Genomic DNA, 12,053 nt, shown 5'->3' with positions numbered 1-12,053 from the left:
CGCTGGGCCGACGGGCGGCATTGCGCGGTCGACCGGTGTGGTCCCCTCGCGTGTCTCTGCTGCCGTACCGGAGTCTTCCTGTCTCTTGGATGTCGCCGGGATCGATCCTACGATGGACTTCGTCCAAGTCAAGAAGCAAGCTAAAACCATAATGACGGGGGCGCGGCGTCGGCGCATTCTTTGCGCGGGCCGCCCGCCCCCTCCGGCGAGCGGAGCAGGTGAAACGAGATGAGCGACCTCCTGGGGCGGCTGCGGGGCCGTGGCTGGCGTATGACCTCCCAGCGGCGTGTCGTCGCGGAGGTCCTCGACGGCGACCACGTCCACCTGACGGCTGACGAGGTGCACCTGCGGGCCGCCGCGCGACTGCCGGAGATCTCCCGCGCGACCGTCTACAACACACTGGGCGAGCTCGTCGCGCTCGGCGAGGTGCTGGAGGTCTCCACCGTGGGCCGCGCCAAGCGCTACGACCCGAACGCGCGCAACCCCCACCAGCACCTGGTCTGCTCCGGCTGCGGCACGGTCCGCGACGTCCACCCGGTCGGCAACGCCATCGGTGATCTGCCCGAGGAGGAGCGGTTCGGCTTCGCGGTCGGCTCGGTGGAGATCACCTACCGCGGGCTGTGCCCGGCCTGCGCCTGACCAGCGGCGGGGCCGGCCTCGGGAGCGGGGAGTCCGTCATCGGTCCTTGATCGACGTCACGTCGTAGACGAGCGCGGAGCTGTTCGCCGGTCCGCGGCAGGTCAGTTGCCGTGCCGGTGTGCGACGGGCCCGTACCTCGACGTCCAGCAGCCTCGCGTGCGGCGCCCGGCCGCTGACACTGACCCGCCAGCCGTCGTCGGCGGCGACCGTCGCGGTGACCGCGTAGTCGTGCCTGCCCGCCGGGCCGAAGCGCCGGAGCACCGCGGCGACCGCTGCCTGCTGCGGCGGGCGGAGGGTGGTGTAGCCCCGCAGGTGGTCGGCGCGGATACGGTCGGCCAGGTGGTCCTCCACCACCGTGACCGCCGAGCGGGCGTCCAGACTGCCGTAGTAGACGCCGTCGGGCACGACGACGACGTTGGCGGCGAACCGGTCACCGCCCACGTGCGTGCACTCCCACACCAGGTCGGGCCAGCGTGCGCTGAGGGCCTGGCCCACGGGCCGGCCGCGCACCGCGCAACAGGCGTCGTGCAGGCCGTGCGCGCAGACGAGGACGACGGGGGCGAGTCCCGGCTCCCCCGGGGAGTCCAGGGCGGTCACGATCTGCGCGAGGTCGCGGTCGCGGTGCCAACTGCCCCACCGCTGGCGCAGCGCGCCGGAGCTGTCGTGGTGCAGCACCGCCCACCGGTCGCTCCCCTCCGGGCGGCGGCGTCCGTGCCGCCTGACGAGGAGGATCCGGGCCCGGTTCGCCCGGGCCGCGGCGAACACGAGGGTCTTGGTCTCCGGATCGAGGTCGAGGCCGTCGAAACCGTCGGCGGGCCAGGCGCGCCGGTACTCGATGAGGACCCAGACGGAGCCGAAGGGAGCCGTGCCGACGAACGGGTCATGGCGGGCCCTGGCCGCGTCGGCGCAGAAGAACCGGCCCGATGGGTTCACCGGTCCGCGGGCACCAGCACGCCCGCCCGCAGCAGCCGCCCGGCGAGTGCGAGGCCGAGGTCGCCGGCGGTGCGGACCCGGCCGTCGAGCAGCCGGGCCACGGGTACGAGGTCGGGTGCCGGGAAATCGAGGTACCCCACGCGGGTGAACAGGCGCGTTCCCTCCAGCCGTGGCTCCAGTGCCTTCCGCAGCCGTACGGGTGAGGTCGTCGCGAGACCGCTCAGAGCGGCGAGCTGGGCCACCGGCCCCAGTGGTGCCGGGCGGGCCTGGGACCGGCGGGCGCGGTGGAACAGCGGGGCGGGGTCGGCCTCCGCGACGGCGGCCAGCAGGCGCTCACGGACCAGGTCCAGGACGCCGTCCGTGCCGTCCGCACCACCTGGTCCCTCCGGCCCCGCCAGGGGGAGGGACCGGCGCATGGCCGGATCCTCGCCCAGTACCGCGAGGGCGGCCCGGGTCAGATGCTCGGCCAGTGCGTAGCGGGTCCAGGCGTGGACCCCCAGCGTCAGATGGATCGAGACCTCCCCCTGGGCCTGCGCCGAGTGCAGCCAGCCGCGCGGAAGGTAGAGCACATCGCCGGGGCGGAGCATCGTGTCCAGATGGGGCGTGCCGTGTGCGGCCCGGTCGGCGACGGCCGCACGGTGATCCGTCCACGGCTGATCGCGCAACGGATCCGGCAGAACGGGCTCGTGGACCACCCACCGCTTCGCCCCCTCGATCTGGAGGACGAACACGTCGTGCACGTCGTAGTGCGCGTCGAACCCGCGGTTCTGCGGCGGGGTGACGTAGGCGTTCGCCTGTACGGGATGACCCAGGTCCGTACTCAGTCCGGAGACCAGGTCCGCCACCGGCTCCCAGGTGCGGTGCAGCGCCTGCAGCACGAGCGTGGCACCGTCGGCGAACGCACGCCACAGGGCCGTGTCGTCGAGTTGGTCGGCGACGGTCGCCCCCACTCCGGCGGGTGCGGTGAAGGACGACGACGGAAGCGTGGCGCCGTCCTTCGCGACCCGGAGGAAGGGCGTACGCAGCCCCCGGCGGGAGATCAGCTCGTCCACGGCGGACGGGGAGAAGACGTCCGAGAAATCGCTCGCTCCACGCGTCAGCGACGCTGTCCGGCCCCAGACGTCGCGGGCGAATTCCTCCCGGCCGAGCCCGGTCAGCCGGGACTCCAGGATTCCGGCGCCTTCACGCGCGCCGGAATCCTGGAGCTCGGTGCGGGACAGGCTCAAGAGCGGCTGCCGGCCCCGCCGTCGGCGCCACCGTCGGCTCCGCCGTCGTGGACGCCGGGCGTTCCGGCTGCTCCGCCGTCGGCAGGCCCCTCGGCTCCGCCGTCCGCGCCGCCGTCGGCCCCGCCGTCGTGGACGCCGGGCTTACCGGCCGCTCCGCCGTCCGCGGGTCCCTCGGCTCCGCCGTCCGCACCGCCATCAGCGCCGCCGTCGTGGACCCCCGGGGTGCCGGCCGCTCCGCCGTCCGCAGGTCCCTCCGCTCCGCCATCCGCTCCGCCGTCGTGGACGCCGGGCGTACCCGCCGCTCCGCCGTCCGCAGGTCCCTCGGCTCCGCTCGCGTCGTGCTCGGTCATCATTCCTCCTGGGATCACACCACGGGGACGATGGATTTCCGCTGTCCGGAAACCCGGTCGCCGGGACGTCGATCTGCACTGAAATGGCCAGTAATCACCGTATCTCTGCGACGGGAAAACATCGATTCGAGCGGTCCGGAGTCGTCCGAATGCCGGAGCTCACTCTCCGTTTCCGGTGCCGGCGGGGCGCGGCTTGTCCGCGAACACCCACCGGTTGCCCGCCAGCGCGTCGTTCGGCTCGGGCAGGGGGCCGCGTCCGTGCAGGCGGGTGAAGTCGAAGGGGGTGTGGACCGAGGTGGACCAGCCGCGGTCCGTCAGGCGGCCCGCGGAGTCGGGGCGGGGAGCCAGGTCGAACAGGTCCAGCAGGTCGATGCCGATCTGGTCTCTCGTCGCCGTGTACAGCGGGCTGTCGCGGTACGCCAGCAGGTCCTTCTCCAGCTTCACCTCGAAGGCCAGCGCGCTTCCCCCGGCGCTCAGCCCCTCCACCGTGTCGATGAGGTAGGTCTCGGCGGCCGGCGGCAGGTAGAACAGCAGCCCCTCGACCAGCCAGACGCTCGGCGCGGCCGGGTCGAAGCCGACGCGGGGCAGCGCGTCGGCCCAGTCGGCGCGGAGATCCATCGGGACCGGGACGCGCGCCGCCTTCGGGGTGGCCGAAAGACCGCCGAGCACCCGGTGCTTGAAGGCCAGCACCTCCTCCCGGTCGATCTCGAAGACCGCGCAGCCGGGAGGCCAGTCGAGGCGGAACGTCCGCGCGTCCAACCCCGCCCCGACCAGGACGACTTGGCGGGCGCCCCCGGCGTGTACCGACCGGAGGAGGAAGTCGTCGAGGACGCGGGTCCGCAGCCCGAAGTACCGGGCGAACCGGCCCCACAGCGGGTTCGCGTCCCCGCCCGGGACCTCCCGGGGGTGGACCGGCCAGTCGGCGGACGCGGGGGCCGAGCGTACGAAGTGCTCCGCGTAGACGTCCCGGGCCAGGCTGTCGGGGCGGTGGGTCTCCAGCGCCCGCGCCGCCGCGACCAGGAGAGCGGTCACACCGACCCCTCCTGCCACGCCCTCCACACCGGTGCCGTCGGTGTTCCGATGTGCCGTGTCGACCATGTGTACTCCTTTGATAGGCGTCGAAGTGATAGGCATCGAAGGGCGGGAACGCGTGGTGCGCGGAGGGCGTGCTTCCTACGGGATCAGCACCGGCTTCACCACCCGGCCCGCCTCGCAGTCCGCCTCGGCCTCGTTGATGTCGGTGAGCGGGTACGTACGGATCAGCTGGTCGAAGGGGAACCGTCCGGCCTGCCACAGCCCGGTAAGCCGGGGGATCATCAGGGCCGGGACCGCGTCCCCCTCGCAGATGTGGGAGAGCCTCCGGCCCCGGTCCAAGGTCCCCGTTTCCAGCGGGAGTCCGGTGTGCAGGCGGGCCACCAGACCGAGGTGACCCCTTGGGCGCAGCGACCGGAGCGCGTCGTTGATCAGCGGGGCGGAGCCCGTGGTGTCGAGGGCGAACTGCGCCCCGCCGTCGGTCAGCCGTCGGATGCGGTCCGGCAGATCGCCCGATGCGGCGTGCAGCGCGGCCGCGCCGAACTTCTCGGCCAGGGCCAGCCGTTCCGGGTGCCGGTCGATCGCCACCGCGACGGCCCCGGCGGCGGTGGCCGCCATGACCGCCGCCAGCCCCACCGCCCCGGCGCCGAGAACCGCGACGGTGTCGCCGGGGCCCGCGCCGAAGGAGTTGAGGACCGCCCCGGCGCCGGTGAGGAAGCCGCAGCCGAGAGGGCCGAGCAGTTCGAGGGGGAGCGCGGGGTCGACCCGTACGGCGTTGCGGGCCGGGACCATCGCGTACGCGGCGAAGGAGGACTGGCCGAACCACCGCGGTGCCAGCGTGCCCCCGGTCGCGTCGGTGAACCGCGCCGCGTTCTCGGTGCGTCCCCCGAAGAGGTTGAGCGCGGCGAAATCGTCGCAGTAGGCGGGGGCCGCGCCCAGACAACTCCGGCAGTGCCCGCAGGAGTCGAAGCTCAGCACGACGTGGTCGCCGGGGCTCAGCCCGGTGTCCGCCCCGCCCGTCTCGGCCACCACCCCGGCCCCCTCGTGGCCGAGCACCGCGGGCAGCGGGGAGCGGCCCGCCGAGCGCCGGACGGCGAGATCGGTCCGGCACATACCGCACCCCGCGATGCGGACCAGCACCTCGCCGTCGCCCGGACCCGCGTTCAGGATCACCTCCTCGACGGCGAACGGATCCTCGTACGAACGCAGCACCGCGGCGTCGAACCTCATGGCCGGTCCTCCAGGGGGCGGTGCACGACAAAGGGGGCGAGGTTGCCGTACAGCCCCCACGGCCCGCCCGCGACGCCGACGCCGCTCTCCTTGACCCCGGCGAAGGGCTGGGCGAGGGAGAGTTCGGCGTGGTGGTTGATCCACACCGTCCCGCACTCCAGCCGGCCGGCCACCGCCTCCGCGCGGTCCAGGTCCGTTCCCCACACCGAGCCGCCCAGCCCGAAGCGGGTGGCGTTGGCCGCGTCGACGCTCCCGTACGGCAGCACCGGCAGGACCGGGCCGAACTGCTCCTCCGTCACCACCGGGCTGTCGGGCGGGACATCGGTCAGGACCGTCGGGGCGTGGAACCAGCCCGGCCGGTCCAGCCGGTGGCCCCCGGCGGCGGCCCTGGCCCCGTCCGCGAGGGCCCTCGCCGTGTACCGCTCCACCCGGGCCAGCTGGGCGGCGTTGGTGAGCGGCCCCAGCTCCGTACCCTCGTCGAGGCCCGCCCCGACGACCACCGCCTTCGCCCGTTCCGCCAGGGCCTCCACCACCCGGTCCTGGAGCCGGGCGGGGGCGTAGACGCGTTTGACCGCCATGCAGACCTGGCCGCAGTTGCGGAACGCCGCCCAGAACAGCCGGTCCGCGATCCGCTCCACGTCCACGTCGTCCAGCAGGATCGCGGCGTCGTTGCCGCCCAGCTCCAGGGTGATGCGGGCGAGGCCGGACGCCGCGCCCGCCGCGACGGCCCGCCCGGTGGGCACCGAACCCGTGAACGTCACATGGCGGATCCCCGGGTGCGAGGCGAGGAGCGCGCCGAGGGGTTCGCGGCCGGTGAGCACCGTCAGTACGCCCTCGGGCAGGGCGGCGGACAGGACGGACCCCAGCAGCCGGGTGGCCAGCGGTGTGAACGGGGAGGGCTTGAGCACCACCGTGCTGCCCGCGGCGAGGGCGGGCGCGAACTTCGCCGAGGCGAGCTGGAGCGGGAAGTTCCACGGGACGACGGCGGCGACGGGCCCGAGCGACCGCCAGCGGATCTCGCTGTGCACGGCCCGCCCGTCCCCAATCGTCCGGGGCTCGGGGGCCGACGCGGCGAACCACCGCAGCCGGGCCGCCGTGCGGGCGATCTCCGCGGACGACTCGGTCAGGGGTTTGCCCTGCTCGCGGGTGAGCAGGGGCGCGAGCTCCGGCCCGGCCGCCTCCACGGCGTCGGCCGACGCGAGCAGGGCGGCGGCACGGGCGGCGGGGTCGGATCGCCAGCTCCGCCAGGCCTCGTGGGCCCGGTGGACCGCCGCGTCCAGCTCCTGGGCCCGCTGGTCGGGAGCCTCGTCGAAGGCCTCGCCCGTCGCCGGGTCGAGCACGGCGAAGCGCTCACCGGCAGCTGTCGGCTCCGGGGCGGGCTGATAGGGCGCCACGCCGGCGGTCAGCTCGCGGCCGGGGTCGCCGCGTGTTCCCGGGCGTGCCGGTCCATCTCCGCCCGGAACTCGGCCACCAGCCGCGGCTGGATCCGCCCCGCGTTGCGGTCGCCCCCTTCGCAGACCGCCCCGCGTACGCCGACGATGTCCGTCCCGATCCGGGTCAGCAGGGCGAGATCCTCCCGCTTCACGCTGCCCGCGAGCGCGGCGAGCAGCCCGGCGTCGTGGGCCAGCCGGACGAACTCCCCGCAGGCTTCCGGCGGCACATGGTCGAACAGCCGGGTCCCGTCCTTGATCGCGGTGTCGAGCATCGCCGCGTCGGAGCCGGAGCGGCGGGCGATGTCGGGCAGCGCGAGCGGGCTCACACAGCCGATGCGGTGGGCGTCGGCATAGCCCGAGGCGACGACGAACGCGTCCGGCCGGAAGTCCTTGACGGCCCGGACCACTCCGCGCATCACCTCGATGGCCTGGTCGGGCGTCGTGCACCCGTAGAGACCGACCTTGATGTAGGTGGCTCCGGAGACCGCCGCGCCGAGCGCCGCCTGCGCCACCGTGCCGGGCTTGTACGGGACGTCCCCGACCGTCGCCGACACCGGCTTGTCCGACGGGACCGCCCCGCGGATCTCCCGGATGACCCACGGGAAGTGCGCGCCGAGCGAGCCCTCGTCGGGCTTCTTCACATCGACGATGTCGAGATGGTCCGCCGCCTTCGCGCACGCGAGTGCTTCCTCGACGCCGTCCGGGGAGATGAGCAGCAGCAACGTGGATTCCTTCCACCGTTGACACCCCCTGGGGGGTGTCTTGCCGATCAGGTCCGGATCATCGTCGCCGCGCCACCCGACCACCCGGCAGGGCGCGAGGGAAGGCGAACGGGGCACTGCTCCGACACCCTCACGCCCCCCGCGGCGCGCCGTTCACCCCAGCCTCCGCCGGATCACGTACGGCCCGAAGTCCCGGAGCCACACCCGAAATCCCGGCACAGCGCCCGAAATCACCCACACACCGGTCACACGGCCCCGGGGTTGCCGTAATAGGCTCCCGCGCCGTGTTTACGGGTGAAGTGACGGTCCAGCAGATGCTGAGGCGGCTGGACCGCCCCCAGGGAGAGCGTGTGCAGCGCCATCTCCGCGACCGCCTCGCAGATCACCGCGTGCTCCAGCGAGGCGTCGGCGTCCGCACCCCAGGTGAAGGGACCGTGGTGCGCGACGAGGGCGGCGGGCACCGTCCGGGCCCGTTCGTCGTCGCCTTCGAGCAGCTTCACGATGACCTGCCCGGTGTTGAACTCGTAGTCGGCCGCGCACTGTTCGGCGCTGAGCGGATCGGTGACCGGCACCGGGCCGTCGAAGGTGTCCGCGTGCGTGGTGCCGAGCACCGGGATCGGGCGGCGGGCCTGGGCGAAGGCCACGGCGTGCGGGGAGTGGGTGTGCGTGATCCCGCCGATCGACGGGAAGGCCCGGTAGAGGCTCCGGTGCGTCTCGGTGTCCGTCGAGGGACGCAGATCCCCCTCGACCACCCGGCCGTCGTCCAGGGCGACGACGACGAGATGCTCCTCGCTCAGCCGGTCGTACGGCACCCCCGACGGCTTGATGACGAACACGCCGGCCTCCCGGTCGACCCCGCTCACATTGCCCCAGGTCAGGGTGGCCAGACCCGCCTGGGGGATGCGCAGATTGGCGGCGAGGACCTCGCCGCGCAGCGACGCGAAAGCGGAGCGGGACATGGCGGGGCCTCCTGGCCGGGGTGGGGGAGCGGTCGCCCGGACGGTGCCGCTCACAGGGCGTCGGCCAGTCGGTGGTAGGCCTGGTTCCAGCGGAGTTCCTGGGCGAACCGGCGTACGGTCGTGTCGGCGTCGATGAACGCGAGCTCGACGGCCAGCATGTCGGCCAGATCCTCGAACTCCTCGCGGCCCAGGGCCGTGGTGAGCACCGTGTGATGCGGAGCCCCGGCGGTCAGCCACGCCTCCGTGGAGGTGCGCAGATCGGGTTCCGGGCGCCATACCGCCCGGGCCACGGGCAGCAGGGGCAGCGGTTCGGGCGGCCCGACCACGTCGATCCGGTTGGCGACCAGCCGGAAGCGGGAGCCCATGTCGGCCAGCCCCACGACGACTCCGGGGGCGGGGGCCGCGTCGAACACCAGGCGGACCGGGTCCTCACGCCCGCCGATGCTCAGCGGGTGGATCTCGCAGGAGGGCGTGGCGGCGGCGAGGGACGGGCACACCTCCAGCATGTGCGCCCCCAGGACGAGCCCGCTGTCCGGAGCGAGGTCGTAGGTGTAGTCCTCCATGAACGAGGTACCGCCCGGCAGTCCGTACGCCATGGCCTTCGTGGCCCGCAGCAGCGCCGAGGTCTTCCAGTCGCCCTCACCCCCGAAGCCGTAACCGTCGGCCATCAGCCGCTGGACCGCGAGACCGGGCAACTGCCGCAGGCCGCCGAGGTCTTCGAAGTTGGTGGTGAACGCGGTGAAGCCGCCGTCCGTGAGGAAGCCGCGCAGCCCGGCCTCGATCCGGGCCGCGTACCGCAGGGACGCGTGGCGCTCCTTGCCGGGGAGCAGCTCGGGAGCCAGCGTGTACCGGTCCGCGTACTCCTCGGTGAGCGCCTGGACGGCGCTGTCGTCCACGGCGTCCACGGCCGCCACCAACTCGTTGACCCCGTAGGTGTTGACGGACATGCCGAACCTGAACTGGGCCTCGACCTTGTCGCCTTCGGTGACCGCGACATCCCGCATGTTGTCCCCGAAGCGGGCCAGGCGCAGCCGGGCGAACTCGGCGCGTCCGACGGCGGCCCGCGTCCAGGCCGCGATGCGGTGGGACACGTCGGGCGACGCGACGTGCCCGGTCACGGTCTTGCGGGCGACACCGATACGGGACTGGATGTGACCGAACTCGCGGTCACCGTGGGCCGCTTGGTTCAGATTCATGAAGTCCATGTCGATCGTGGACCAGGGGAGGCGGCGGTTCGCCTGGGTGTGCAGATGAAGGAGTGGCTTCCGCAGAGAGGCGAGGCCGGTGATCCACATCTTGGCGGGGGAGAAGGTGTGCATCCAGGCGATGAGGCCGATGCAGCGGTCGTCCGCCTCGGCGTCCAGACACATCCGGCGGATGGCGTCCGCCTCCGTCAGCACGGGCTTCCACACGATGCGCACGGCAGGACCAGCTGCGGTATCGGCGGCGATCGTCTCGCATATCTGCCTCGACTGGGCGGCTACTTGGGCGAGGGTGTCCTCGCCGTAGAGCGCCTGACTACCGGTCAGGAACCAGACTTCGCTGTCGGTGGGGGCGAGGGGCATGAAGACAACTCCCTGGTCGGGGTGCGGGGCAGTGTGTGGGTGGCGCGAGGTGCGCGGGGCGGTGTGCGGTGAGAGTGCGCTGGAGGTCAGCGCGCGGTCCCGTGGGCCCGGGCGCGGTTGCGGAGCCTGCGCAACCGGTGCAGCAGGAGATCGCCGCCGGTGCCGAAGTGGTCGTGCAGCGCGCGGTATTCGGCGTACAGCTCGTCGTAGACGTCGGCGTTGTCCGGGTCGGGGAGATGGGCGTTCCGCTCGACGCCGCCCATGCGGGCGGCGGCCGCCCGGACGTCCGGGTACGCCCCGGCCGCCACCGCCGCGTGGATCGCCGAACCGAGCGCGGGCCCCTGGTCGGAGATGGCGAGGGACACGGGGCGGCGCAGGACGTCGGCGTAGATCCGCATGAGCAGCGGGTTCTTCTTGAGCCCGCCCGCCGCGATGAACTCCGTTACGGGCACCCCGTGTTCCTCCAGGGCCTCGACGATGACGCGGGTACCGAAGGCGGTCGCCTCCAGCAGGGCGCGGTAGACGTCCTCGGGGCGGGTGTCGAGGGTGAGGCCGACCAGGACCCCGGAGAGATGGTGGTCGACGAGCGGGGAGCGGTTGCCGTTCATCCAGTCGAGCGCGATCAGGCCGTGCGCCCCGACCGGTTGCCCGTCGCTGAGCCGGGACAGATGCTCGTGCAGGTCCTCACCGGCCGCCTCGGCGGCGGCGCGGTAGTCGTCGGGCACGCCCTGGCGCAGCCACCAGGCGAAAATGTCACCCACTCCGCTCTGCCCGGCCTCGTAGCCGTACGCTCCCGCCACGATGCCCCCGTCGACCACCCCGCAGACACCGGGGACGTCGGCCGGCTCGTCGCTGTTGACGACGTGGCAGGTGGAGGTGCCCATGATGGCGAGCAGGTGCCCGTTCTCCACCGCCCCGGCCGCCGGGGCCGTGACATGGGCGTCGACGTTCCCCACCGCGACCGGGGTGCCCGGCCTGAGCCCGGTCAGGGCCGCGGCTTCGGCGGTCACGGTCCCGGCGCGGGAGCCGAGGGGGAGCAGCGGATGGTCGAGCCGGGTGGCGGGGAAGTCCGCGAAGTCCGGGTGGAGTCCGGCGAGATAAGCGGGCGAGGGGTAGGCGCCGTCCTGGTGGATGCCCTTGTAGCCCGCCGTGCACGTGTTGCGCGACTCGGTGCCGGTCAGCTGCCAGACGATCCAGTCGGCCGCCTCGATCCAGCGGGCGCAGGCCTCGTACACCAGCGGATCCTCTTCGAGCACCTGGAGCGCCTTCGCGTACTGCCATTCGGCGGAGATCCGGCCCCCGTACCGCCGGATCCAGGGCTCGCCCCGCTGATGCGCCAGGGCGTTGATGCGGTCGGCCTGGTCCTGGGCGGCGTGGTGCTTCCAGAGCTTCGGCCAGGCGTGGGGACGGTCCGCCCAGGCGGGCAGCTCGGCCAGCGGAACGCCGTCCGCCGTGGTCGGCAGCACCGTGCAGGAGGTGAAGTCGGTGCCGATACCGATGACGTGGGACGGGGCGACCCCTGCTGCCGCGAGCGCTTGCGGTACGGCGGTACGGAGCGCCTCCCGCCAGTCGCGCGGGTCCTGGAGGGCCCAGTCCGGGGGCAGGGGGGTGTCCGAGCCCGGAAGGCTGCGGTCGATGACGCCGTTGCGGTAGGTGTGCACGGCGGAGCCGAGCTCCGCACCGTCATGGACCCGGACCACGACGGCACGTGCCGAGAGCGTGCCGAAGTCGACGCCGACCGTGCAGGCGTCGGGCCGGCCGTCGAGAGGGCTGCCGGGAGAGCCGGCGGGAAGGTCACCGGGGGAATCGGGCTGAGGGGTCACGAGCGAGACTCTCTGCTGCGGGAGTGGGTGCGGGGAGCATCACCGCCCCCTGATTGTTAGCGCTAACAATCGCTGGAAGCAAGAGGCCCGGGCTCTCGGAGTGGCGTGAGGCGGGACTTCCGGGCGCGTGCCGTACGGATT

The 12,053-nt window shown here is 73.2% G+C and carries 11 protein-coding genes; 1 reads left to right on the top strand and 10 read right to left on the bottom strand.

All coding sequences use genetic code 11. The features are described from left to right. Positions 1 to 228: 228 nt before the first annotated feature. Entirely contained in the window at positions 229 to 639 is a 411-nt protein-coding gene (locus WQO_RS03080) for a Fur family transcriptional regulator (RefSeq protein WP_010062597.1), read from the top strand. Between the two features lie 36 nt (positions 640 to 675). On the opposite strand, the gene WQO_RS03075 is transcribed toward WQO_RS03080, so the two are convergent. The 10 genes from WQO_RS03075 to araB all read right to left on the bottom strand — a co-directional run bounded on the left by WQO_RS03075 (position 676) and on the right by araB (position 11,912). Next, positions 676 to 1,572: a sucrase ferredoxin gene (locus WQO_RS03075; RefSeq protein WP_010062598.1), complete on the bottom strand. Its 897-nt coding sequence runs from the start codon at positions 1,570 to 1,572 to the stop codon at positions 676 to 678. Then, on the bottom strand, positions 1,569 to 2,798 hold the full coding sequence (locus WQO_RS03070; RefSeq protein ID WP_010062599.1) for a cupin domain-containing protein: 1,230 nt from the start codon (positions 2,796 to 2,798) through the stop codon (positions 1,569 to 1,571). Before WQO_RS03070 ends, WQO_RS03075 begins: the two co-directional genes overlap by 4 nt. Further along, the gene (locus WQO_RS03065) at positions 2,795 to 3,151 is read right to left on the bottom strand and encodes a BatC protein (protein WP_107115793.1); all 357 of its coding nucleotides are present in this window, start codon (positions 3,149 to 3,151) and stop codon (positions 2,795 to 2,797) included. The genes WQO_RS03070 and WQO_RS03065 overlap by 4 nt, the downstream gene beginning before the upstream one ends. 156 nt (positions 3,152 to 3,307) lie before the next feature. Beyond that, positions 3,308 to 4,246: an SAM-dependent methyltransferase gene (locus WQO_RS03060; protein WP_010062601.1), complete on the bottom strand. Its 939-nt coding sequence runs from the start codon at positions 4,244 to 4,246 to the stop codon at positions 3,308 to 3,310. A gap of 75 nt (positions 4,247 to 4,321) precedes the next feature. Beyond that, entirely contained in the window at positions 4,322 to 5,410 is a 1,089-nt protein-coding gene (locus tag WQO_RS03055; RefSeq protein WP_010062602.1) for an NAD(P)-dependent alcohol dehydrogenase, read from the bottom strand. Next, entirely contained in the window at positions 5,407 to 6,804 is a 1,398-nt protein-coding gene (locus WQO_RS03050) for an aldehyde dehydrogenase family protein (RefSeq protein WP_029182497.1), read from the bottom strand. Before WQO_RS03050 ends, WQO_RS03055 begins: the two co-directional genes overlap by 4 nt. Before the next feature lie 8 nt (positions 6,805 to 6,812). Then, complete coding sequence (locus WQO_RS03045) at positions 6,813 to 7,565, bottom strand: (5-formylfuran-3-yl)methyl phosphate synthase (RefSeq protein WP_010062604.1); 753 nt, start codon at positions 7,563 to 7,565, stop codon at positions 6,813 to 6,815. A gap of 245 nt (positions 7,566 to 7,810) precedes the next feature. After that, positions 7,811 to 8,524 (bottom strand): L-ribulose-5-phosphate 4-epimerase AraD, encoded by a 714-nt coding sequence (gene araD, locus WQO_RS03040; RefSeq protein ID WP_010062606.1) that lies wholly within the window; start codon positions 8,522 to 8,524, stop codon positions 7,811 to 7,813. Positions 8,525 to 8,574: 50 nt separating this feature from the next. Then, entirely contained in the window at positions 8,575 to 10,089 is a 1,515-nt protein-coding gene (gene araA / locus WQO_RS03035; protein ID WP_010062607.1) for an L-arabinose isomerase, read from the bottom strand. A gap of 86 nt (positions 10,090 to 10,175) precedes the next feature. Continuing rightward, the gene (araB, locus tag WQO_RS03030; RefSeq protein ID WP_010062608.1) at positions 10,176 to 11,912 is read right to left on the bottom strand and encodes a ribulokinase; all 1,737 of its coding nucleotides are present in this window, start codon (positions 11,910 to 11,912) and stop codon (positions 10,176 to 10,178) included. Positions 11,913 to 12,053 lie beyond the last annotated feature (141 nt).

The sequence above is a fragment of the Streptomyces globisporus C-1027 genome (assembly GCF_000261345.2).
GTDB lineage: Bacteria > Actinomycetota > Actinomycetes > Streptomycetales > Streptomycetaceae > Streptomyces > Streptomyces pakalii.
The sequence above is the reverse complement of the archived record's forward strand: the minus strand, read 5'-3'. Positions and strand labels throughout refer to the sequence as shown.

Coding starts and splice junctions, on each gene's coding strand:
- WQO_RS03080 (WP_010062597.1), top strand. CDS start 229: ATGAGCGACCTCCTGGGGCGGCTGCGGGGCCGTGGCTGGCGTATGACC.
- WQO_RS03065 (WP_107115793.1), bottom strand. CDS start 3,151: ATGATGACCGAGCACGACGCGAGCGGAGCCGAGGGACCTGCGGACGGC.
- WQO_RS03060 (WP_010062601.1), bottom strand. CDS start 4,246: ATGGTCGACACGGCACATCGGAACACCGACGGCACCGGTGTGGAGGGC.
- WQO_RS03055 (WP_010062602.1), bottom strand. CDS start 5,410: ATGAGGTTCGACGCCGCGGTGCTGCGTTCGTACGAGGATCCGTTCGCC.
- araD (WP_010062606.1), bottom strand. CDS start 8,524: ATGTCCCGCTCCGCTTTCGCGTCGCTGCGCGGCGAGGTCCTCGCCGCC.
- araA (WP_010062607.1), bottom strand. CDS start 10,089: ATGCCCCTCGCCCCCACCGACAGCGAAGTCTGGTTCCTGACCGGTAGT.